Origin of the sequence: Variovorax sp. OAS795 (genome assembly GCF_040546685.1) — a bacterium.
Taxonomy (GTDB): Bacteria; Pseudomonadota; Gammaproteobacteria; order Burkholderiales; family Burkholderiaceae_C; genus Variovorax.
On the sequence record NZ_JBEPOH010000001.1, the window covers coordinates 324470 to 345316 of the forward strand.

Annotated in this window: 22 protein-coding genes; 8 read left to right on the forward strand and 14 right to left on the reverse strand. The window is 69.8% G+C overall.

Annotation, left to right across the window (positions count from 1 at the left end; genetic code table 11):
* Window positions 1–3: 3 nt before the first annotated feature.
* Genes pyrF through ABID97_RS01675 form a run of 6 tightly spaced genes read right to left on the reverse strand, consistent with a single transcriptional unit; the run spans window position 4 to window position 4703 of the window.
* A complete protein-coding gene (pyrF, locus tag ABID97_RS01650) occupies window positions 4–828 on the reverse strand; it encodes an orotidine-5'-phosphate decarboxylase (RefSeq protein WP_354396838.1) in 825 nt (274 codons plus the stop codon).
* Window positions 829–861: 33 nt separating this feature from the next.
* Window positions 862–1608: a uracil-DNA glycosylase family protein gene (locus tag ABID97_RS01655; protein ID WP_354396839.1), complete on the reverse strand. Its 747-nt coding sequence runs from the start codon at window positions 1606–1608 to the stop codon at window positions 862–864.
* Entirely contained in the window at window positions 1605–2147 is a 543-nt protein-coding gene (gene rimI / locus ABID97_RS01660; protein ID WP_354396840.1) for a ribosomal protein S18-alanine N-acetyltransferase, read from the reverse strand. The genes ABID97_RS01655 and rimI overlap by 4 nt, the downstream gene beginning before the upstream one ends.
* Window positions 2144–2872, reverse strand: coding sequence for a tRNA (adenosine(37)-N6)-threonylcarbamoyltransferase complex dimerization subunit type 1 TsaB (gene tsaB / locus ABID97_RS01665; protein WP_354396841.1), 729 nt, complete (start codon window positions 2870–2872; stop codon window positions 2144–2146). Before tsaB ends, rimI begins: the two co-directional genes overlap by 4 nt.
* Window positions 2865–3881, reverse strand: a complete 1017-nt coding sequence (locus ABID97_RS01670; protein WP_354396842.1) for a DMT family transporter — start codon at window positions 3879–3881, stop codon at window positions 2865–2867. The genes tsaB and ABID97_RS01670 overlap by 8 nt, the downstream gene beginning before the upstream one ends.
* A 57-nt stretch (window positions 3882–3938) precedes the next feature.
* Window positions 3939–4703 carry a DeoR/GlpR family DNA-binding transcription regulator gene (locus tag ABID97_RS01675; protein WP_354401641.1) on the reverse strand — a complete coding sequence of 255 codons (765 nt, stop codon included), beginning with the start codon at window positions 4701–4703 and terminating at the stop codon, window positions 3939–3941.
* 80 nt (window positions 4704–4783) lie between these two features.
* Here ABID97_RS01675 and ABID97_RS01680 point away from each other — a divergent pair, with 80 nt between their 5' ends.
* From ABID97_RS01680 to ABID97_RS01690, 3 genes are all read left to right on the forward strand, one after another.
* Window positions 4784–5371: an NUDIX hydrolase gene (locus ABID97_RS01680; RefSeq protein WP_354396843.1), complete on the forward strand. Its 588-nt coding sequence runs from the start codon at window positions 4784–4786 to the stop codon at window positions 5369–5371.
* 7 nt (window positions 5372–5378) lie between these two features.
* The gene (dacB, locus tag ABID97_RS01685; RefSeq protein ID WP_354396844.1) at window positions 5379–6812 is read left to right on the forward strand and encodes a D-alanyl-D-alanine carboxypeptidase/D-alanyl-D-alanine endopeptidase; all 1434 of its coding nucleotides are present in this window, start codon (window positions 5379–5381) and stop codon (window positions 6810–6812) included.
* 129 nt (window positions 6813–6941) lie between these two features.
* Complete coding sequence (locus tag ABID97_RS01690; protein ID WP_354396845.1) at window positions 6942–8528, forward strand: alpha/beta hydrolase family protein; 1587 nt, start codon at window positions 6942–6944, stop codon at window positions 8526–8528.
* Between the two features lie 38 nt (window positions 8529–8566).
* Here the strand turns inward: ABID97_RS01690 and ABID97_RS01695 are convergent, their stop codons facing one another.
* The 3 genes from ABID97_RS01695 to purE are packed head-to-tail and all read right to left on the reverse strand — an operon-like array spanning window position 8567 to window position 11300.
* Complete coding sequence (locus ABID97_RS01695) at window positions 8567–9568, reverse strand: L-threonylcarbamoyladenylate synthase (protein WP_354396846.1); 1002 nt, start codon at window positions 9566–9568, stop codon at window positions 8567–8569.
* Entirely contained in the window at window positions 9565–10755 is a 1191-nt protein-coding gene (locus tag ABID97_RS01700; protein ID WP_354396847.1) for a 5-(carboxyamino)imidazole ribonucleotide synthase, read from the reverse strand. Before ABID97_RS01700 ends, ABID97_RS01695 begins: the two co-directional genes overlap by 4 nt.
* Window positions 10752–11300, reverse strand: a complete 549-nt coding sequence (purE, locus tag ABID97_RS01705) for a 5-(carboxyamino)imidazole ribonucleotide mutase (RefSeq protein WP_354396848.1) — start codon at window positions 11298–11300, stop codon at window positions 10752–10754. The genes ABID97_RS01700 and purE overlap by 4 nt, the downstream gene beginning before the upstream one ends.
* 36 nt (window positions 11301–11336) lie before the next feature.
* On the opposite strand from purE, the gene ABID97_RS01710 reads away from it, so the two are divergent.
* The 4 genes from ABID97_RS01710 (at window position 11337) to ABID97_RS01725 (ending at window position 14517) form a co-directional block, all read left to right on the forward strand.
* Window positions 11337–12257 carry a tetratricopeptide repeat protein gene (locus ABID97_RS01710; protein ID WP_354396849.1) on the forward strand — a complete coding sequence of 307 codons (921 nt, stop codon included), beginning with the start codon at window positions 11337–11339 and terminating at the stop codon, window positions 12255–12257.
* Between the two features lie 126 nt (window positions 12258–12383).
* Window positions 12384–12692, forward strand: a complete 309-nt coding sequence (locus tag ABID97_RS01715) for a helix-turn-helix domain-containing protein (protein ID WP_354401643.1) — start codon at window positions 12384–12386, stop codon at window positions 12690–12692.
* Between the two features lie 41 nt (window positions 12693–12733).
* Window positions 12734–14014, forward strand: coding sequence for a type II toxin-antitoxin system HipA family toxin (locus tag ABID97_RS01720; protein ID WP_354401645.1), 1281 nt, complete (start codon window positions 12734–12736; stop codon window positions 14012–14014).
* A 62-nt stretch (window positions 14015–14076) separates the two neighbouring features.
* Complete coding sequence (locus ABID97_RS01725; protein WP_354396850.1) at window positions 14077–14517, forward strand: META domain-containing protein; 441 nt, start codon at window positions 14077–14079, stop codon at window positions 14515–14517.
* 25 nt (window positions 14518–14542) lie between these two features.
* Here ABID97_RS01725 and ABID97_RS01730 read toward each other — a convergent pair whose 3' ends face one another.
* From ABID97_RS01730 to ABID97_RS01745, 4 genes are all read right to left on the reverse strand, one after another.
* Window positions 14543–15448 carry a phosphoribosylaminoimidazolesuccinocarboxamide synthase gene (locus ABID97_RS01730; protein WP_354396851.1) on the reverse strand — a complete coding sequence of 302 codons (906 nt, stop codon included), beginning with the start codon at window positions 15446–15448 and terminating at the stop codon, window positions 14543–14545.
* Between the two features lie 102 nt (window positions 15449–15550).
* The gene (fba, locus tag ABID97_RS01735; protein WP_354396852.1) at window positions 15551–16615 is read right to left on the reverse strand and encodes a class II fructose-bisphosphate aldolase; all 1065 of its coding nucleotides are present in this window, start codon (window positions 16613–16615) and stop codon (window positions 15551–15553) included.
* Window positions 16616–16679: 64 nt separating this feature from the next.
* Window positions 16680–17618 carry an alpha/beta hydrolase gene (locus ABID97_RS01740; RefSeq protein WP_354396853.1) on the reverse strand — a complete coding sequence of 313 codons (939 nt, stop codon included), beginning with the start codon at window positions 17616–17618 and terminating at the stop codon, window positions 16680–16682.
* A gap of 57 nt (window positions 17619–17675) precedes the next feature.
* Window positions 17676–18182, reverse strand: a complete 507-nt coding sequence (locus tag ABID97_RS01745; protein ID WP_354396854.1) for an Lrp/AsnC family transcriptional regulator — start codon at window positions 18180–18182, stop codon at window positions 17676–17678.
* 146 nt (window positions 18183–18328) lie between these two features.
* Between ABID97_RS01745 and ABID97_RS01750 the strand changes: the two genes are divergently transcribed.
* Window positions 18329–19345 (forward strand): 1-aminocyclopropane-1-carboxylate deaminase, encoded by a 1017-nt coding sequence (locus tag ABID97_RS01750; RefSeq protein ID WP_354396855.1) that lies wholly within the window; start codon window positions 18329–18331, stop codon window positions 19343–19345.
* A 6-nt stretch (window positions 19346–19351) separates the two neighbouring features.
* Here the strand turns inward: ABID97_RS01750 and pyk are convergent, their stop codons facing one another.
* Complete coding sequence (pyk, locus tag ABID97_RS01755) at window positions 19352–20800, reverse strand: pyruvate kinase (protein WP_354396856.1); 1449 nt, start codon at window positions 20798–20800, stop codon at window positions 19352–19354.
* Between the last annotated feature and the right edge of the window lie 47 nt (window positions 20801–20847).

A 20847-nucleotide genomic window follows, 5' to 3' on the forward strand; every position in this document is an offset into this window, starting at 1 on the left:
TTTTCAGGCCTTGGCTTCTTCCAATGCGTCGCGCGTAGCGCGCGCGGCGTTCTTTGCCGCTGCGGCAAAGTCGTCGCCCGACGACGCATAGATGATGGCGCGCGACGAGTTCACGATGATCGGCGCGTCAGGGCGCCAGCCGGCACGCACCGTGGCCACCGCATCGCCGCCCTGCGCGCCGACGCCGGGAATGAGCAGCGGCACCGTGGGCGCGAGTTCGCGCACGCGTTCGATCTCCGCCGGATAGGTGGCGCCCACCACCAGGCCGAGCTGGCCGTTGAGGTTCCATGGGCCCTGCGCCAGCTTGGCGACATGCTCGTAGAGGAAAGGCTGGCCTTCGATGCCCGCCAGCCGCTGGCCCTGCAGGTCGGCGCCGCCGGGGTTGCTGGTGCGGCACAACAGGAAGGCGCCCTTGCCCTGGTGCTTGAGGTACGGCGCCACCGAGTCGAAGCCCATGAAGGGCGACAGCGTCACCGCGTCGGCGCCATAGCGCTCGAAGGCCTCGATGGCGTACTGCTCGGCCGTGGAGCCGATGTCGCCGCGCTTGGCATCCAGGATCACGGGCACATGGGGCGCGTTGCGGCGCATGTGCTCCATGAGCTGTTCGAGCTGGGCTTCGGCGCGGTGGGCCGCGAAATAGGCGATCTGCGGCTTGAAGGCGATGACCAGGCCGGCGGTCGCATCGACGATGCGCGCGCAGAAGTCATAGATGCGGCCCGCATCGTTCTTGAGCTGCCCCGGGAACCTGGCTGGCTCCGGATCGAGCCCCACGCAGAGCAACGAACCGTTTTTTTGCTGTGCGGTGGCCAGCTTGTCGAGGAAAGTCATGGGGTCCGATTTTACGGACCCGGCCGCCGGCCCTCAGTTCGGCGTCGTTTGCTGTTCAGCGGCCAGGCACAAATCGGCCCAGGCACGCGCCTTGTCCGCGGGGTTTCGCAGCAGGTAGGCCGGGTGGTAGGTCGCCACGACCGCGACTCCCTCGATCGACGCCAGCGGCACGGCGCGGCCGCGCAGCCTGCCGAGCGGGTCGACGCTTTGCATCAGGCTTTGGGCGGCCAGCGGGCCCATGGCGAGCACCAGCGCCGGTGCGAGCGCCGCGGCCTGCGCCTGGAAGGCCTCGGCCATGGGACGCGGACTGCCGGGCTGGCCGGCCGCCACGCCGCGGTGCGTGCGCATCAGGTGCACCGGCGTGCTGCCGTCGTGCAGCTTCAGGGCGCGCAGCATGTTGTCGAGCAGCTTGCCGGCGTCGCCCGCGAAGGGCTCGCCGTGGCGGCCGTCGGCTTCGGGCGGCATGTCGGCAACGACCAGCCAGCCGCCCTGGACCGGTGCGGCGCCGGCCTCGGCGTAAAGGCGGCGGGGCGCGTCGACCAGCACGGCGGCACCATGGGACAGCGGCGCGGGCGCAGGGCGTGCGGCGAGGGCGGGGGCCGGTGCCACGGCGGTGGGCCTTTCGGCCGCAAGCGGCTCCGCGACCACGGCCTTCGCCTCGACGGCGGGCACGGCGGCGGCTTCCACCACCTCGGGCATCGGCCACCAGACCTTCACGCCCATCTCGTCGAGCATCGCGCGCTGCCGCGCATCGAGCTTCAATGTCTGTACCGCGCTCATCGCAAGGCTCCCCAGGCGGTGCCTGTCTCGTTCAATCTCAGGCTCATGACGACCGCGTCTTCGCGCCTGCCGTCATGGGCCGGGTAGTAGCCCTTGCGCACGCCCACGCTGCGGAAGCCCTGGCGCACATAGACGTCCAGCGCACGCTGGTTGCTCTGGCGAACCTCGAGCCAGAGCCACTGGGCGCCCTCGGCGCGCGACCATCCGGTCAGCGCCGCCAGCATCAGCGGCGCCCATCCCTGGCGCTGGAAAGCCGGCGCCACGGTGAAGTTGAGCAGGTGCACTTCGTCCACGCCCTTCATGGCGACGAAGTAGCCGATCAGCGTTTCGCCGAGGCCTGTCACCGGCGTCGCCAGGCCGGGCACGGAGACCGGCGCCAGCAGGCATTGGCAGTGGTAGCCCACAGCCATGGAATCGATGAAGTTGGCCCGTGTCCAGGGGTGGCTGTAGGCCGTCGGCTCGACCGCGCAGACCGCATCGAGCCGCTCGACGGTGAGCGGTTCGAGGCGGGCTTCGACGGGCTGGAGCACGGCGCTCATGGGCTGCTGGCAGGTGAAATCGCGGCCGCGGCCGCAGCCTTGATGGCGGCGCGCTCGTCGGTCGTTTGCGCCACTTTATCGCGAACATAGAGCGGCCAGGCATGCGCCGCATCCACCGTGCGGCCGGCCGCCAGCAGCGCAGGCGCAAGTCGGAGCATGGCGGTGGCGGTCGGCAGCACCTCGAGGCGTGCGGCGGCCGGCGCCAGGCGCGGCCCGTAGGCGGCAAAGGCGTTGCCGGCCAGCGACCAGCCGGCGGGCACGTCCAAGGCTTCGGGCGCGATCAGCAGCGGCTCGCCGGCGTCGCCTGGCAGCGCGCCGAGCGCACCCCCGGCATCGAAGTCGTACCGGGCTGCGTAGAGCTGGTCCATGCGGGCGTCGAGCGCGGCCACCACCTGGCGCGCGCCGAAGGCGTGGCGGGCTTCCTCCGCCACGGCCAGCAGCGTATCGACCGGCAGCAGCGGCACGCCGGCGCCGAAGGCCAGGCCCTGCGCCACCGAGCAGGCGGTGCGCAGGCCCGTGAACGAACCCGGACCGCGGCCGAACGCGATGGCGTCGAGCGCTGCCAATGGGAGCCCGGCCTCGGCCAGCAATTGCAGGATGAGCGGGATCAGCGTGCCCGACGCCTGCGCGCCGCCGGCGCCGCTGTGCGTGAACACGCGCTCGCCATGGCGGACCGCCACCGACAGGTGTTCGGTGCTGGTGTCGAAAGCCAGGAGCCTAGGCATCGCGCCGTCCCAGGGCGGTGGCAGGCACCGCGGGCATCACGGCCGGGCGCGCGCCAGCTTGTTTCTGCACGCCGAACAGGATGCCGGCGGTCACCAGCAGCAGCCCGGCAACGAGGTTCCAGTACAGCGGTTCGCCGAGCCAGATCACCGCGCCGAAGGCCGAGAGGCCAGGCACCAGCGCCGTGATCATGGTGCTGCGCACCGGGCCGAAGTACTGGATCATCTTCGTGAAGGTGATGCCCGAGATGACAACGGAGCCTACGCCCTGGAACAGCATCTGGAACGCCACCTCGCCCCAGGGCGCGGAGCCGATGCGGCTCACGACCGCGCCGCCCGCCACCAGGAGGCCGTACACGGGCACGTAGGCCAGGAGCGCGAACACCGTGATGGCGATGGTCGCGCGCACCGCGTCCAGGCCATGCCGGCGCGCCACCACGCTGTAGCAGGCCCAGCAGAAGGCGGCCGACATGAAGAGCAGGTCGCCCTTCCAGACCTCGCCGCCCTCAAACGCATGCAGCAGGCTGCGCCCGCCGACCACGAGGTCGCCGGCCACGATCAGCGCCAGCCCGAAGGCACGGCCCGGCGTGATGCGGTCGCGCAGCACCAGCGCGGCCAGCAGCGTGGTCCACAGCGGCAGGCTGCCGGGCATCAGCACCGAGGCATGGCCCGCGGGCGCGAAGAAGAAGCCGCTGTAGGCCAGCGCGGCATACGCCACGCCGCCGAAGATGCCGGCGATGGCGGTCACGCGCAGCGACAGGGGCGAGAGGCCGAACAGCGAGGAGGCGGTGCTGCCGTCCTTTTGCCGCAGGTCCTTCATGACCATCCAGGCACCCCAGGGCACCAGCACCAGGCTGGCGCCGCAGATGCGCGCCAGCGCCAGGTCGAACGGGGTGAGCGAGCGTCCGGCCGACGCCCGGGCGATCACGATGAAGGCGGTCCAGACCAGCACGGTGACCACGGCCGCGCCGATGCCGAGCGTGCGGGGCGAAAAACGGGGCGTGGCGGGCATCCGCCGATTATCGAGGGGTCGCCCGGGCCGCGCGCGCGCAGGGCGAATGCGGCGCCTTCAGCCGCCGTCGCTGCGCACGATGGCAAGCCCGGCCTTGCGCAGCGACGCCAGCGCCGCGGGGGGCGCTTCCGGCGACACCAGCAGGCTGGTCGCGGCCGACACGGGGTTGACCACCCACGCCGAGGCGGCGCCGATCTTTTCCGACGAGGCCAGCACCACCGTCTCGGCCGCGGCCGCCATGAGCGCGCGCTTGATCGCCGCCTCTTCGGCATCGCCGGTGGTCAGCCCGGCCTCGGCATGGACGCCGGTGACGCCCAGGAAGCAGATGTCGGCATGGATGCGCGAGATGGCGTCCATGGCCGACGCGCCCACCGCCACCATCGAATGCCTGAAGAGACGCCCGCCGATCAGCACCACCTCGACGTCGGCATGCCCCACCAGCTCGACCGCGACCGACGGGCTGTGCGTGACCACCGTGGCGCGCAGGCTCTTCGGCAGGTGCCGTGCCAGCTGGACCGCGGTGGTGCCGCCGTCCACGAACACCACCTGCCCCGGCCGGACCAGGCGCGCCGCGGCCCGGCCGATGGCGACCTTCTCCGCGGTGGCCAGTTGCAGGCGGCCCGCGAAGTCGGCCTCGGCCCGGGCGAGCGGCAGCGCGCCGCCGTGCACGCGCCGCAGCAGGCCCTCGGCCGCCAGCTCGCGAAGGTCGCGGCGGATGGTGTCTTCCGACAGCGCCAGGGCCTCGCTGAGCGACTTGGCGACGACGTTGCCGTCGCGCTGCAGGACCGAGAGGATGTGTTGCTTGCGCTGGCTGGTGAGCATGGCCGCGATGGTAGCGGGACGGATCGGGATGTGCACGAATTTTCTTGTTTATGCACGAATTTACGCATAAGCTCGGCGCCATGACGATCCACGACCGCGTCCGGGTGCACGAAGTCACCCTGCTCTCCGACAACTGGTACACGCTGAAGACGACCGCCTTCGACTGGCGCCGCAACGACGGCCAGTGGCAGCGCATGCACCGCGAAACCTACGACCGCGGCAACGGCGCCACGCTGCTGCCTTGCAACCTGGCGCAGCGCACGGTGCTGCTGACCCGCCAGTTCCGCTACCCGGCCTTCGTCAACGGGCATGACGACCTGCTGATCGAGGCGGCGGCGGGGCTGCTGGACAACGCCGCGCCCGAAGACCGCATTCGTGCCGAGGTGGAAGAAGAACTCGGCTATCGGCTGGGCGCGGTGCAGAAGATCTTCGAAGCCTTCATGAGCCCGGGTTCGGTCACCGAGAAGCTGCACTTCTTCATCGCCGAGTACGACCCTTCGATGCGCATCGGCGAAGGCGGCGGCCTGGCGGACGAGGGCGAGGACATCGAGGTGCTCGAACTCGGCATCGGCGAGGCGCTGGCCATGGTGGCCGACGGGCGCATCGTCGATGCGAAGACGGTCATGCTGCTGTATCACGCGCAACTGCATGTTTTCGGGCCGGGATAATCGGGCGATGCCCGTTCTTCTTCGCCGCTCCTTCGTTCATTGCGCCTGCGCACTCTCCCTCGCCGCGGGGGCCGTTTCATCCGCCTTGGCGCAGCAGGCCTTCCCTCCCGAAGTCGAGAGCGCCCTCGCGCGCGCCAAGGTGCCGCGCGACTCGGTGACGATGCTGGTGGCCGACGCCGACGGCACGCGCCCGCCGCGGCTGGCCTGGCGCACGCAGGTGCCGGTCAATCCGGCGTCGATCATGAAGGTGGTGACCACTTACGCGGCGCTCGACATGCTGGGCGCGGCCTACAGCTGGAGCACGCCGGTCTACGTGGACGGCACGGTGAGCAACGGCGTGCTCAACGGCAACCTCTACATCAAGGGCCAGGGCGATCCCAAGCTGGTGCTGGAACGCGCCTGGCTGCTGCTGCGGCGCGTGCAGGGCCTGGGCATCACCACGGTGAGCGGCGACATCGTGCTCGACCGCAGCGCCTTCGAGAACACGATCGAGAACGATCCGGCCGCGTTCGACGGCGAGCCGCTGCGCCCCTACAACGCCTCGCCCGACGCGCTGCTGGTCAACTTCAAGTCGGTCAACATGATCTTCACGCCCGAGCGCGGCGGCCAGCAGGCGCGCGTGAGCTACGAGCCGCCGCTGGCCAGCGTGTCGATGCAGCCCGCCGTGGCGCTCGCGCCCGGCGAATGCGGTGACTGGCGCGCGGCGATCAAGCCGGACTTCAGCGATCCGAACCGCATCCGCTTCCTGGGCGCACTTCCAACGGCCTGCGGCGAGAAAAGCTGGGCCGTGGCGTATGCCGACCCGCGCACCTACGGCCTGCGCGCGATCGGCGGCCTGTGGGCCGAGATGGGCGGCCGCGTGGGCGGGCAGATGCGCGACGGACGGGTGCCGGCGGGCCTGCGCCCGGCGTTCGAATTCGGCTCGCCGCCGCTCTCGGAGGTGGTGCGCGACATCAACAAGTACAGCAACAACGTGATGGCGCAGCAGGTGTTCCTGACGATCGGGCTCACGCAGAAGAACCGCGGCAGCTTCGAGGCCTCGCGCAGCGCGCTGGGCCAATGGTGGCGCGACCGCATCGGCACCGGCGAGGCGCCGCCGGTGTTCGACAACGGCTCGGGCCTGTCGCGCGAGGAACGCATCAGCGCTGCGGCGCTCGGCAGGATGCTGCAGGTGGCCTGGCGCTCGCCGGTGATGCCGGAACTGGTCTCGTCGCTGCCCGCCACGGGCGTGGATGGCACGCTCAGGAAGCGCGCGCTGCGATCGGGCGGCGCGGCCCACCTGAAGACCGGCTCGCTGCGCGATTCGGCGGGGGTCGCCGGCTACGTGCACGGCGCGAGCGGCCGGCGCTACGTGCTGGTGGCCATTGCCAACGGCGAGAACGCAGCGGCGGCGCGCACGGCGTTCGACGCGCTGGTCGACTGGGCCTCGCAGGACAACTGAGCCGGCGGGCGGCCTGGTTCACTAGGTAGACGCGCTAGGTAGACGCGCCGCTTGCGCGCGGGCGGGGCCCTGCACAGAATCGGACGCCCGTTCGATTCGACGACAAGCAACCCACGCAGGAGGCACGCCTTGAACCAGCTCCAGAAAAATACATTCACGCCGCTGCGCCGGTTCGGCGTTCTCGCCGGCGCCGCGTTGCTGCTGGCCGCCTGCGGTGGTGGCGGCGGCGGCGGCGGCGGGATCGGCGTGGGCTTTCCGCTGCCAGCCGGCGACACCGGCCGCGGAACGGTCGTGACGGACCCGCCCCCGCAAACCGCCAAGCTGACCGCCGACCAGTTCAGGTCCAGCCTCCAGGCCAGCGACCAGGGCAAGGCCCTGCTGCAGGTGGCCGGCACGCCCCGGTGCGGGGTCGAGGTGCGTTATCTCGAATACCGCACCGTCGGCGGCAAGGGCGAGGCCACCAACGCGACGGCCGCCGTCATGCTGCCCTCGGGCACCGACGTGGCCTGCAACGGCGCGCGGCCCGTGGTGCTGTATGCGCACGGCACCACCGCGGCGCGCAACTACAACCTCGCCGCCTGGACCGATTCCACCCAGCCGGCCGCCGGGGAGGGGCTGACGGTCGCCGCGATGTTCGCGGCGCAGGGCTACATCGTGGTGGCGCCCAACTACGCGGGCTACGACAAGTCGACGCTGCCCTATCACCCGTACCTCAACGGCGACCAGCAGGGCAAGGACATGGTCGATGCGCTGGCCGCGGCGCGCAAGACCTTGCCGGGCATCGGCGCGGAGGACGCGGGCTCGCTGCTGATCACCGGCTATTCGCAGGGCGGGTACGTGGCGATGGCAGCGCACCGCGAGATGCAGGCCACGGGCAAGGCGGTGACGGCGTCGGCGCCGCTCTCCGCGCCGTCGGCCATCAGCCTCTTGGTGGACTACAACTTCCAGGGCTGGCCGGCCCTCGGCAGCACGCTCTTCGTGCCGCTGCTCTCGACCAGCTGGCAGCGGCAGTTCGGCGACGTGTACGCCAGCACAACCGACGTCTACGAGGCGCAGTACGCCACCGGCATCGACACCCTGCTGCCGAGCCTGACGCCCCTCACCACCTTGTATGCCAATGGCAAATTGCCGCAGCTCGCGCTCTTTCCGGCCGGCGCGACGCCGGGCCCGGTGACCCCGGAGCTGTCGATCTTCTACGGCGCCAACAACCTGATCCGCCAGAGCTATCTCACGCAGGCGGCCGGCGACGCGCAGGCCAACCCCTGCCCGGGCAATGCGCTGCCCGCAACGGCCGCCTCGCTCAGCACGACCTCACCGCTCGACTGCAGGCCGGCACTCGGCTTCCGCAAGGCCGCGCGCGCCAACGACCTTCGCAACTGGCTGCCGGCCCGGCCGGTGCTCATGTGCGGCGGCGCCAACGATCCGACGGTGAATTTCCTCAGCACCCGTGCCACCGCCGGCTACTTCCGCGCCCGCGGCATGCCCGCCGCCGCGCTGACCGTGATCGACCTGGAAGACACGGCCGCCACCGATGCCTATTCCGCCGCCCGTGCGGGCTTTGCGCAGGCCAGGAGCACGCTGGCGCAGAACACCGCCGGCAGCGACGCCGACAAGCGGCAGGCTGTCACCCAGGCCTACCACGGCACGCTGGTGCCGCCGTTCTGCCTGGCCTCGGCCCGGGGCTTCTTCCAGGGCGTGCTGGCTGCGGGCGGCTGAGGCTGCCCGGACCGCTCAAGCCGCGGCCGCCCTGAAGCTCAGGCCGCGGCCGCCCGGTGCAGGCGGTCGCGCACGCCTTCCCACTCGGGCGTGTCGGGCGGCGTCTCGACCCAGATCAGCTTGACGCCCTCTGCGTCGAACGCGCGCAGCACCGCGAACAGCTGGTGCGCGCTGGCGGCCGCGTCGTCGGGCATGCGCCGCTGCAGCACGCGCTGCGACGGACTGCGCAATTCGGCGCGCGACCACACCGCGATGTTGGCGGCGCCCGCGCCGAGCACGTCGAGCCCGGTCTGGATGGCCTTGGCGTCCATCAACCGCAGCTTGGCGTTGGGTGCGTAGTGCGCCTCCAGCGTGCCGGAAGCGCGCGGGTCGGGCGTCTCGAGCACTTCGCGGTCGCGCAGGCGCTCGCCCGCGGCGGCCTCGATCTGGGCGCGCGTGATCACGCCGGGGCGCAGCAGCACGGGCGCGCCGCGGCTGCAATCGACGATGGTCGATTCGATGCCGACTTCGCAGGCACCCCCGTCGATCACGGGCACGGCGTCGCCGAATTCGTCGAACACATGCTGCGCGGTGGTCGGGCTGACGCGGCCGAAGCGATTGGCGCTGGGGCCCGCGAGGCCCGGCACCCCCTGCTCGGCACAGGCCTCGAGCAGCGCCTGCGCGAGCGGATGCGAAGGACAGCGCAGGCCGATCGTGTCCTGCCCGCCGGCGGCCGCGGCCGCCACGCCAGGCTGGCGCGTGACGATCAGCGTCAAGGGGCCAGGCCAGAAGGCCTGCACCAGCTTCTGTGCGAACAACGGCAGCGGCTGCGCAAAGCGCGACAGCGCCTCGGTGCCCTTGATGCCGGCCGCGACGTGGACGATCAGCGGATGGTCGGCCGGCCGGCCCTTGGCCTTGAAGATGCCGCCCACCGCCATGTCGCTGGTGGCGTCGGCACCCAGGCCGTAGACGGTCTCGGTGGGGAACGCGACCAGTCCGCCCGCGCGCAGCACGCGCGCCGCCTCGGCGATGGCATGGGGATCCTGCCCGTCGAGGATCATGCGAAGTCCGCCGCCGACAACGGCAGCAGGCCGAGCAGCGCGGCGGCCTCGGAGGCCGTGGCGCGCACGCTCTCGAGCGTGGCGCCGGTGAGCGTCAGGTGGCCCATCTTGCGGCCGCGTCGCGGTTCGATCTTGCCGTACAGGTGCAGGTGAGCGCCGGGCAGCGCGAGCACCTCGCTCCATCGCGGCGAGGCCGGCTTGGTGCCGCCCGCGGTGAACCACAGGTCGCCCAGCAGGTTCAGCATGATCGCCGGGCTGTGCTGGCGCGGCGGTGCCAGCGGCAGGCCCGCGAGCGTGCGCACCTGCAGCTCGAACTGCGACACGTCGCAGGCTTCCATGGTGTAGTGGCCGCTGTTGTGCGGCCGCGGCGCCATTTCGTTCACCACCAGCGAGCCGTCGGTCAGGACGAAGAATTCGACGCACAGCACGCCGACATAGTTGAGCCCGGTGGCGATGCTCCTGGCGGAATTGATGGCCGCCTGCGCCACGGTCTTGGGCATGTTCTGCGCATGCACCTCGGTCATGGCCAGGATGCCGTCCCGGTGCAGGTTGCGCTGCGGCGGAAAGTGCACCATCTGCCCGTCGCGCCCGCGCGCCACGATCACCGAGCATTCGAATTCGAGCGGCAGCATCTTCTCGAGCACGCAGGGCACGCAGTGCGCGGCCTGCCAGGCATCGACCAGCTCGGCGCGCGTGGTCACGCGCTGCTGCCCCTTGCCGTCGTAGCCCAGGCGCGCGGTCTTCAGGATGCCGGGCAGCAGCCCGTCCTCGCCCGCGGCGAGCTGGGCCGCCGTCTCGATGACGGCGTACGGCGCGCAGGCCACGCCGCAGCGCGTGAAATGGGCCTTTTCGGCGATGCGGTCCTGCGCGATGGCAATGGCGGCCGCATCGGGCGACACCGGCCGGGCCGCCGAGAGCTTGTCCAGCGAAGGCGCCGGCACGTTCTCGAATTCGGTCGTGACGGCATCGGCCAGGCCCGCTAGCCGCGCGAGGCCGTCGACATCGGCATAGTCGGTGTGGATGTGGTGATGGCTCACGCGTCCGGCCGGGCTGTCGGCGTCGGGGTCGAGCACGGCGGTGAAATAGCCCATGCGCTGGGCGGCATGGGCGAACATGCGGCCGAGCTGGCCGCCGCCGAGCACGCCGAGCGTGGCGCCGGGAAGGATGGGCAGGCCGTTGCTGCTCACAGCGCACCCCCGCCCTGGGGCGAAAAGGGGGACACGGCGCCGCCGTCCGCCGCGGGCGGCGGCAGGCTCATGGCCTCGGCCGCGGCGGTCTGCGCGGTACGGAAGGCATCGAGCCGGGCCCGCAGCGCGGGATCGTTCACCGCCAGCATCGCCACCGCGAACAGCGCCGCGTTGGCCGCGCCCGCATTGCCGATGGCAAAGGTGGCCACCGGCACGCCCTTGGGCATCTGCACGATGCTGTAGAGCGAATCGACCCCCTGCAGGTGGCGGCTGGCCACCGGCACGCCAAGCACCGGCACCGTGGTTTTCGAGGCCAGCATGCCCGGCAGGTGGGCTGCGCCGCCGGCGCCGGCGATGATCGCGGCAAGCCCGCGCCCCGCGGCGCTTTCGGCGTACGCGAAGAGCGCATCGGGCATCCGGTGGGCCGAGACCACCTTCGCTTCGTGCTGGATCCCGAATTGCTGGAGAATCTCGACCGCGTTGCGCATCGTCTCCCAATCGGAGCTCGAGCCCATCACTACACCGACCTGAATGGTTTCGTTCATGGTTTCAATTTTACGTTTCACCCCCAGCTGGTTCCGATGATCGACATCACTCTCGAAAATTTTCAGGCCGAACTGATCGAAGGCTCGGTCGCCACGCCGGTGCTGCTGGACATCTGGGCCGAGTGGTGCGGGCCGTGCAAGCAGCTCGGGCCGGTGCTCGAAAAGCTCGAAGTCGAGTACGCCGGCCGCTTCACGCTGGCCAAGCTCGATGCCGACAAGGTGCCGCAGATCTCGACCCAGCTGTCCGAGATGTTCGGCGTGCGCAGCATCCCGTTCTGCGTGATGTTCAAGGACGGCCAGCCGGTCGACGGCTTCGTCGGCGCCATTCCGGCCGACAAGATCCGCGAGTTCCTCGACAAGCACGTGCCCGGTGCCGAGGAAGCCGAGGCCGCTTCGGAGGAAGCGGCGGCGCAGGAGGCCCTGGCCGAAGGGGACACCGAGGGCGCGCTGGAGCGGCTGCAGCATGCCGTGGCCACCGACCCCGCCAACGACGACGCACGCTTCGACTACGTCAAGCTGCTGCTGCAGGCCGGCCGGATCGACGAGGCCAAGGTGGCGTTCGCGCCGGTGATCGCCAAGACCACGCTGGTGCGCCGCTTCGATTCGCTGCAGCGCTGGATGGACGCGATCGATTTTGCGGCCCCGGTGTCGGGCCCCGCGCCCACGCTGGACGGGTTCGACGCGAAGATTGCCGCCGGCAAGCGCGATTTCGATGCGCGTTTTGGCCGCGCGCGCCTGCTGATGCACGCCCAGCGCTGGACCGACGCGATGGACGAGCTGCTCGAGATCCTGATGCGCGACAAGAGCTGGAACGAGGATCTCGCGCGCAAGACCTACATCGCGATCCTCGATGTGATCGAGCCGCCGCGGGTGAAGGTGGCCGACGGGCAGATTCCGCCGGACGACCCGGTCGTGGCCACCTACCGCCGCCGCCTGAGCAGCGTGGTATTGAGCTGAGCAGAATTTCTGCGCACCCCGATGCGCAATTTCATTAAAAAGCGACTTTCCAGTCGCTTTTTTGTTTGCATGCTTGATCTCAAATAGATAGCATTGCTACTCAATACCGGGGAAAAGCGTATGGCAATGATCCAACTCACCGAAGAACTTGAAAAGGCCCGCAAGGCGGCCGCCCTGAGCCAGGAGGCGCTGGCCACGCGTGCGGGGCTCTCGCGCATGACGGTGCAGCGCATCGAGAGCGGCCAGATCGATCCGCGGCTTTCGACACTGCTCGAAATGGCGCGCGTGCTGGGGCTCGAACTCATGACGGTGCCCGCCGCGCTGCGCCCGCAGCTCGAAGACTTCGTGCGCTCCGGCGGGCGGCTGCTCGGCCAGCCCGCGGGTTCGGGCGCACCGCCTTCCATCGCGCAGAGCCTGGCCAACGAGGGCCGGTGAGCACCAGCGCCGCGTTCAACACCGGCATCCGCTACCTGCGGATGTACCTGCACGCGCCCGGCGGAGGGCGGCGCGCCATCGGCCATCTCTCGCAATACGGCGACATCCTCCGTGTCTCGTTCGACGAGGCCTACATGGCCGATCCGGCGCGCCCCACGCTGTCGCTGGCCTACCGCGGCGCCGACGAGGCCGCCACCCGCGCGATCCTGGCTTCGGCCCGCGACGCCCGGGTGTCGCGCGGCGACGGCCACTGGCCGAGCTACTTCCAGAACCTGCTGCCCGAAGGGCACAACCGCGAGCGCCTGGCCCAGCAGCGGGGCTGCAGCGCGGACGACGAGTTCGAACTGCTGGCCGCCGCCGGCCACGACCTGATGGGCGCGCTCGAGGTCGAGCCCGTGCCCGCAGCCGAAGGCATTCCCGACACGGTCCGGCACTGGCACACCGCGCTCGGGCTGGACGTGCTCGAACCCGGCTTCGTCGAGCTGCCGGTCGAGGACGCGGCCGCCATCCCCGGCGTGGTGACCAAGTTCTCGGCCGTGCAGGACGGCCGCCGCTACGTGGTGCGGCGCCACGGCGCGGCCGGCTCCTTCATCCTCAAGCTGCCGACCACGCGCCACCCCGACCTGGTCGCCAACGAGCACACCGGCTACCGCCTGTGCGGCGCGCTCGGTCTCGACTGCGCCGAGGCCAGCGTGATCGAGCGCAGCGAGGCCGACCTGCCCGAGCAGGTGCCCTTTGGGCAGATTCTTGCCGTGCGCCGCTTCGACCGCACGGCCGGCGGCGGCCGCATCCACATGGAGGAATTCGCCCAGGTGCTGCAGTACGAGCCGCGCCAGAAGTACGGCCGCGGGCTCAATGTCGACTGGCCCGCCATGCTGCGCGTGCTGGACCGGCTGTCGCCCAACCCGGTGGCCGACGTGCGCGAATGCGTGCGGCGCATCGTCGCATTCATCCTGCTGGGCAACAGCGACGCTCACCTGAAGAACTGGGCGCTGCGCTATCCGGACGGCATCGCGCCGGTGCTGGCGCCGCTCTACGATCCCGTGTGCGTGGCGGCATTCTTCGAAGACGTGCCGTCCACCGACTACGCGGTCAACCGCGCCATCGATGCGCGCCTTCGCGCGTTCGACTGGCCCGCGCTGGAAGCGCTGCTGCGCGCCGCGGGCCTGCTGCGCCCCGGCCGGCTCATGGCCATTGCGCGCGATACCGTGCGGCAGGCGCAGGCCGCCTGGCCCGCGCTGCTCGACGACGCGGCCACGCCCGCCAGCGTGCGCCATTGCGTGCGCGCCCGGCTGGCCGGCGGCACGGCCTTGGCGGGCTAGGCCGGCGTCGCATACGATTGGCGCCGATTCAACTTGTTGCAATTCAGAAGGAAGAACCGGCCATGCGTTTCCCCGCCCGCCTCGCGCTCCCCGTCCTCGCGACCGCACTGCTGGCGGGCGCGCTGTCCGCCTGCGGCAGCGGCATCAGCCTCGACGAGCCGATCGAAGGTCCGGTCTGGCGCCTCGTGCAGCTGGGCAGCGAACCCGTGGCGCCCGGCGGCGAAGCGCAGGTGCAGTTCGATCGCAGCAGTGGCCGCGTCAGTGGATCGGGCGGCTGCAACCGCGTGTCGGGTTCGTTCACGCGCAGCGGCGTTGCGCTGCGCATCGGCCAGCTGGCATCGACCCGCATGGCTTGCGCCGACCCGGTGCGCGGCGCCAATGAGGCGCAGTTCATTTCGGCGCTCCAGGCCACCGCAAGCTATCGGCTCGCCGGCCCTGGCCAACTCGCGCTGCTCGACGCGACCGGGCGAACCGTCGCGACGCTGAACGCGGCAGGCCGCTGACGCAGGCGGCCGGGGCCACCCGGCCTCAGCCGGTCAGGCGCTCCAGCGCCTCGCGGTACTTGGCCGCGGTCTTCTCGATCACTTCGGCCGGCAGGCGGGGCGCGGGCGGCGTCTTGTCCCAGGGCTTGCCGTTGATCCTGGTGGCTTCGAGCCAGTCGCGCACGAACTGCTTGTCATAGCTCGGCGGATTGGTGCCGGCGGCCAGCGCGGCCTGGTAGCCCTCGACCGGCCAGTAGCGCGAACTGTCGGGCGTGAGCACTTCGTCCATCAGCACCAGCGTGCCGGCCTCGTCCAGGCCGAACTCGAACTTGGTGTCGGCAATGATCATTCCCTTGGCCAATGCGATCTGCGCGGCGGTTTCGTAGATCTCCAGGCTGGTTTCGCGGATTTGCTGCGCCAGCTTGGGCCCGACGATCTCGACCACGCGGTCGTAGCTGATGTTCTCGTCGTGCTCGCCGGCCGCGGCCTTGGCGGCGGGCGTGAAGATCGGGCGCGGCAGCTTGCTGGCGTTGGTGAGGCCCTCGGGCAGCGGCACGCCGCAGACCGAGCGGCTTTCCTGGTATTCCTTCCAGCCGCTTCCGGCCAGGTAGCCGCGCACGACGGCCTCGACCGGGATCGGCGTCAGGCGCTTGACCAGCATCGAGCGGCCCGTGACCTGCGGCACTTCTTCCGGCGTGACCACGCTCTCGGGCGCTTCGCCCGTCAGGTGGTTGGGGCACAGCTGCCCCAGGCGGTCGAACCACCACAGCGCCATTTGCGTGAGGATCTCGCCCTTGCCCGGGATCGGCTCGCCCATGATCACGTCGAAGGCGCTGAGCCGGTCGCTCGCGACCATCAGGATGCGGTCGTTGCCGACGGCGTAGTTGTCGCGCACCTTGCCGCGCGCAAGCAGGGGCAGGCTCTGGATGGAGGAGGTGTGGACGGTGGTCATGGGGCGTGCTGTACGGAAACGGGTGGCGTGACGGGAAAAACGGATTGTGCGCGCAGAAAAAAGCCACCGCGAACGGTGGCCTGCGAATCGCCGGAAAAAGTTTCAGCGCACTTCTTGCGCGAGCTCGCCCTTGGCGTACTTGGCGGCGACGACCTGGAGCGTCTCGCCCTTGATCTTGGGCGCCTGGCCTTCGCAGCCGAACTCGATGTAGCGCTGCTTGCAGATCAGCCGGGCGGCTTCGCGCGCGGGCTTGAGCCATTCGCGGGCATCGAACTTCTCGGGGTTCTCGGCCAGGAACTTGCGCACCGCGCCGGTCATGGCCAGGCGGATGTCGGTGTCGATGTTGATCTTGCGCACGCCGTGCTTGATGGCTTCCTGGATTTCCTTCACCGGCACGCCGTAGGTTTCCTTCATGTTGCCGCCGTACTGGCGGATGATGGCCAGGAGTTCCTGCGGCACGCTCGACGAGCCGTGCATCACCAGGTGGGTGTTGGGAATGCGGCGGTGGATTTCCTTGATGCGGTCGATCGCCAGGATGTCGCCGGTGGGCTCGCGCGTGAACTTGTAGGCGCCGTGGCTGGTGCCGATGGCAATGGCCAGCGCGTCGATCTGGGTGCGCTTGACGAAGTCGGCGGCCTGCTCGGGGTCGGTCAGCAGCTGCTCGCGCGTCATGGTGTCGTCGGTGCCGTGGCCGTCTTCCTTGTCGCCCTTCATGGTTTCCAGCGAGCCGAGGCAGCCGAGTTCGCCTTCGACCGTCACGCCGACCTTGTGCGCCATGTCGGCCACCTTGCGGGTGACCTCGACGTTGTAGTCGTAGCTGGCGATGGTCTTGCCATCGGCCTCGAGCGAGCCGTCCATCATCACCGAGCTGAAGCCCAGGTCGATGGCGCCGCGGCACACGTCGGGGCTCTGGCCGTGGTCCTGGTGCATCACGAGCGGAACGGACGGATAGGCTTCGATCGCGGCCGAGATCAGGTGCTTGATGAACGCCTCGCCGGCGTATTTGCGCGCACCGGCGCTGGCCTGCAGGATGACCGGCGCGCCGACTTCCTTCGCGGCCTCCATGACGGCCTGGACCTGCTCCAGGTTGTTGACGTTGAAAGCCGGAATGCCGTAGCCGTTGGCGGCTGCGTGGTCCAGCAGTTCGCGCATCGAGACGAGTGCCATGGGAAATACCTCGCGGAAATTGGGGGAAAAGAAGGCAGAAAGACGAGAGAAAACTGCCCCAATTCTATCGAGCCCCCTTGTGGGACGGCACCGACACCAGCTGGAGGAACTCCAGAAGCGGCGGCAGCACCGGTCCGCCGATCCACTGGATGGGGGTCGCGACCGCCCCGATCAGCGTGGCATGGCCCAGGTTGTCGAACTCGCGCAGCTGCACTTCGGCGCCCGCTTGGCGCAGGGCCGCGGCGAGTTGCGCGCTGTTGCGCGCCGGGTTGACCAGCTCGTCCTTCGAGGCGACCAGCAGCAGCGTGCGCGGCGCCGCGGAAGACGCATGCACCAGCGGCTGGGAATCGGACGGGGTGCGGGGCCAGTTGAAGGCGGCACGCGCGTCGCGGTCGCCGATGGGCAGGAAGTCGTAGGGGCCCGCAAGGCCGATCCAGCCCGCGAGCTGCGAGGGTGCGGCGCCGACCTCGCCGAGCCAGCGTTCGTCCAGCGCCACCATCGCGGCGTTGTAGGCGCCCGAACTGTGCCCCATGACATAGACCTGCCGCGGGTCCGCGCCGAGCCGCGCGGCGTTGTCGAGCGCCCACCTGACCGCCTGCGCGCTGTCGCGCAGGAAGGCCGGGTACGTGAAAGCCGGCGACAGCCCGTAGTCCGGCACCACCACGACGGCGCCGCGCGCGGCCAGCGCCTCGCCGACGAACCGGTAGCTCGCGCGGTCGCCGTGGGTCCAGGTGCCGCCGAAGAAGAACACCACCAGCGGGCGCCCGCCCTGGGCCTGGCGCGCGGCAGGCAGCGGCTGGTAGACGTCCAGCCGTTGGCGCGGTGCCCCGCCGTAGGCGATGCCGCCCTGGAACTGGTAGGTATCGCCCGGCACCAGTCCGTTGAGCAGCTTGACCGGGGAACAGGCTGCCAGGACCATGCCCGCAAGCGCGGGGGCCACGGAGGCGGCGCCGCGGCGCAAGCGGCGCACACGGCGGAAGGCCGTATTGATAAGGAATTGCATCGACGCTGTACGCAGTCCGGAGGACTTCGGTTTTGCGCCGCAGCCGCAGCGGCGTTTTCAGATCGGCAGCTGGGTGGTCGACAGGACCTGCTTGAGCACCACGAAAGTCCGGATCTGCCGCACACCGGGCAAGTACAGCAACTGCTCGGCGTGCAGCCGGTTGAAGCTGTCGTTGTCGTGCGTGCGAACGAGCATGAAATAGTCGAATTCGCCCGTGACCACATGGCATTCGAGGCAGCCCGACACCTTCTGCGCGGCCTTCTCGAAATCGGCGAACGAATCGGGCGTGGAGCGGTCGAGCACCACGCCGATCATCACCAGCATGCCGAGTTCGAGCGCCTTCGCATCGAGCAGCGCGACGATGCCCCGGATGAGCCCCGCCGCCTTGAGCCGCTCGACCCGGCGCAGGCACGCGGGCGCGCTGAGGTTGACCTTGGCCGCGAGCGCCACGTTGGACACCGACGCATCGCGCTGCAGCGCGCGCAGGATGGCGCGATCCGTCCGGTCCAGGGCCGGTGCCTCGGCCGGCTGCGCCGGGGCGGCGCGCAACTTTGTTGTGCTCATTGGCTGTTCTGCAAAACGGGAATCTCCGAATTGCCGATCTTGCCTTTGTTTCGGCCGAACTTCCACCAAAGTTCGCAAGCACGTTTCGCGGGCTTCTTCCTACGATCGATGCCATTCCTCCCTTCAATTTCCACTGGAGCGCATCGATGAACCTGAAGAAATTTCCCCGACATGCCCTGACCTTCGGCCCCACGCCGATCCATCCGCTCAAGCGCCTCAGCGCCCACCTGGGCGGCGAAGTCGAGCTCTACGCCAAGCGCGAGGACTGCAACAGCGGCCTGGCCTTCGGCGGCAACAAGACCCGCAAGCTCGAGTACCTGATTCCCGAGGCGCTCGCGGGCGGCTACGACACACTGGTGTCGATCGGCGGCATCCAGTCGAACCAGACGCGCCAAGTGGCCGCCGTGGCCGCGCACCTGGGCCTGAAGTGCGTGCTGGTGCAGGAGAACTGGGTCAACTATTCGGACGCGGTGTACGACCGGGTCGGCAACATCGAGATGTCGCGCATCTTGGGCGCCGACGTGCGGCTGGACAGCGCGGGCTTCGACATCGGCATCCGCAAGAGCTGGGAAGGCGCCATGGACGACGTGCGCAAGGCCGGCGGCAAGCCCTTTCCGATACCCGCGGGCTGCTCGGAGCACCGCTACGGCGGCCTCGGCTTCGTCGGCTTTGCCGAGGAGGTGCGGCAGCAGGAGGCCGAGCTCGGCTTCAAGTTCGACTACATCGTGACCTGCTCGGTCACGGGCAGCACGCAGGCCGGCATGGTGGTGGGCTTCGCGGCCGACGGCCGGGCCGACCGCGTGATCGGCATCGACGCCTCGGCCAAGCCGCAGCAGACCTTCGAGCAGATCGTGCGCATCGCCCGGAACACGGCCGAACTGGTCGAACTGGGCCGCGACATCACCGACCAGGACGTGGTGCTCGACCGCCGGTTCGGCGGGCCCGAGTACGGCCTGCCGAACGAAGGCACGCTGGAATCGATCCGCCTCTGCGCGCGCCTGGAAGGCATGCTGACCGACCCCGTGTACGAGGGCAAGTCGATGCACGGGATGATCGAGAAGGTGCGCCTGGGCGAATTCCCCGCCGGCTCGAAGGTGCTGTATGCGCACCTGGGCGGCGTGCCGGCGCTGAACGCCTACAGCTTCCTGTTCCGCAATGGCTGAGCGAATTCAGCTTGCCCGGCAAATTTTCAGCATGTTGGTGCCGCCGGGGGCACCCATCGGCTCGCCGCAGGTAATGGCGTAGACGTCGCCGGTCTGCACGATGCCGCGCTTCTTCAGGTGGGCCTCGGCCTGCTCGAGCGCGGTGTCGCGGTCGCTCTCCGAATCCATCAGCAGCGGGCGCACGTTGCGGTACAGCGCCATGCGGCGCTGCGTGGCAAGGCGCGAGGTCAGCGCGTACATCGGGATGTGCGCACGGTGGCGGCTCATCCACAGCGGCGTGGAGCCCGACTCGGTGAGCGCCACGATGGCCTTGGCACCCAGGTGATGGGCGGTGAACAGCGCGCCCATGGCAATCGACTGGTCGATGCGGCTGTAGGTCTTGCCGCTGAAGTCGGCGTCCAGCATCTTGTCCTCGGCCGATTCGGCCGCTTCGCAGATGCGGCTCATCTCCTGCACGGTTTCGAGCGGGTAGCGGCCCGAGGCGGTTTCGGCCGAGAGCATCACGGCATCGGTGCCGTCCAGCACGGCGTTGGCCACGTCGCTGACCTCGGCGCGCGTGGGCACGGGGTTGGTGATCATCGACTCCATCATCTGGGTCGCGGTGATCACCACCTTGTCCATGTCGCGCGCCATGCGGATCATCTTCTTCTGCAGCGCCGGTACGGCGGCGTTGCCCACTTCGACGGCCAGGTCGCCGCGCGCCACCATGATGCCGTCGCTGGCGCGCAGGATTTCCTCCAGCTTGGGAATCGCCTCGGCACGCTCGATCTTGGCGATCAGCCCCGGCTTGTGGCCATACTCGGCCGCGGCCACGTTGCACAGCTGGCGCGCCATTTCCATGTCGGTGGCGTTCTTGGGAAAGCTCACCGCCACGTAGTCGGCCTGGAAGCTCATCGCGGTCTTGATGTCTTCCATGTCCTTGGCCGTGAGCGCCGGCGCCGTGAGGCCGCCGCCCTGCTTGTTGATGCCCTTGTTGTTGGAGAGCTCGCCGCCCAGCCGGACCGTGGTGTGCACCGCCTCGCCGCGCACCGCATCGACCGTGAGCACGATGAGGCCGTCGTTCAGCAGCAGCCTGTCGCCGGGACGCACGTCGCGGGGCAGGTCCTTGTAGTCGAGCCCGACCGCGTCGGTGTCGCCGGGTTCGGTGCGCGAGGCGTCGAGCACGAACTTGGCACCGGGCTCGAGCCACACCTTGCCTTGCGCGAACTTGCCGACACGGATCTTGGGGCCCTGCAGGTCGGCCATGATCGCCACTTCACGGCCCGTCTTGCGGGCGGCTTCCCGCACCATGGCCGCGCGGTCGATGTGATCCTGCGCCGTGCCGTGGCTGAAATTGAGCCGCACCACGCTGACCTTGTTCAGGATCATCTGCTCCAGCAGCTCGGGCGTGTTGGACGCCGGGCCGAGCGTGGCGACAATCTTGGTGGCGTGGCGGGGAAGGCGATCCGTGATCATTGAAGAAGTCTCCGTTTTTGTATCCGCTACTGTATACACTTTGTGTC

Coding starts and splice junctions, on each gene's coding strand:
- pyrF (WP_354396838.1), bottom strand. CDS start 828: ATGACTTTCCTCGACAAGCTGGCCACCGCACAGCAAAAAAACGGTTCG.
- ABID97_RS01655 (WP_354396839.1), bottom strand. CDS start 1,608: ATGAGCGCGGTACAGACATTGAAGCTCGATGCGCGGCAGCGCGCGATG.
- rimI (WP_354396840.1), bottom strand. CDS start 2,147: ATGAGCGCCGTGCTCCAGCCCGTCGAAGCCCGCCTCGAACCGCTCACC.
- tsaB (WP_354396841.1), bottom strand. CDS start 2,872: ATGCCTAGGCTCCTGGCTTTCGACACCAGCACCGAACACCTGTCGGTG.
- ABID97_RS01670 (WP_354396842.1), bottom strand. CDS start 3,881: ATGCCCGCCACGCCCCGTTTTTCGCCCCGCACGCTCGGCATCGGCGCG.
- ABID97_RS01675 (WP_354401641.1), bottom strand. CDS start 4,703: ATGCTCACCAGCCAGCGCAAGCAACACATCCTCTCGGTCCTGCAGCGC.
- ABID97_RS01680 (WP_354396843.1), top strand. CDS start 4,784: ATGACGATCCACGACCGCGTCCGGGTGCACGAAGTCACCCTGCTCTCC.
- dacB (WP_354396844.1), top strand. CDS start 5,379: ATGCCCGTTCTTCTTCGCCGCTCCTTCGTTCATTGCGCCTGCGCACTC.
- ABID97_RS01695 (WP_354396846.1), bottom strand. CDS start 9,568: ATGATCCTCGACGGGCAGGATCCCCATGCCATCGCCGAGGCGGCGCGC.
- purE (WP_354396848.1), bottom strand. CDS start 11,300: ATGAACGAAACCATTCAGGTCGGTGTAGTGATGGGCTCGAGCTCCGAT.
- ABID97_RS01710 (WP_354396849.1), top strand. CDS start 11,337: ATGATCGACATCACTCTCGAAAATTTTCAGGCCGAACTGATCGAAGGC.
- ABID97_RS01715 (WP_354401643.1), top strand. CDS start 12,384: ATGATCCAACTCACCGAAGAACTTGAAAAGGCCCGCAAGGCGGCCGCC.
- ABID97_RS01720 (WP_354401645.1), top strand. CDS start 12,734: ATGTACCTGCACGCGCCCGGCGGAGGGCGGCGCGCCATCGGCCATCTC.
- ABID97_RS01725 (WP_354396850.1), top strand. CDS start 14,077: ATGCGTTTCCCCGCCCGCCTCGCGCTCCCCGTCCTCGCGACCGCACTG.
- ABID97_RS01730 (WP_354396851.1), bottom strand. CDS start 15,448: ATGACCACCGTCCACACCTCCTCCATCCAGAGCCTGCCCCTGCTTGCG.
- fba (WP_354396852.1), bottom strand. CDS start 16,615: ATGGCACTCGTCTCGATGCGCGAACTGCTGGACCACGCAGCCGCCAAC.
- ABID97_RS01740 (WP_354396853.1), bottom strand. CDS start 17,618: ATGCAATTCCTTATCAATACGGCCTTCCGCCGTGTGCGCCGCTTGCGC.
- ABID97_RS01745 (WP_354396854.1), bottom strand. CDS start 18,182: ATGAGCACAACAAAGTTGCGCGCCGCCCCGGCGCAGCCGGCCGAGGCA.
- ABID97_RS01750 (WP_354396855.1), top strand. CDS start 18,329: ATGAACCTGAAGAAATTTCCCCGACATGCCCTGACCTTCGGCCCCACG.
- pyk (WP_354396856.1), bottom strand. CDS start 20,800: ATGATCACGGATCGCCTTCCCCGCCACGCCACCAAGATTGTCGCCACG.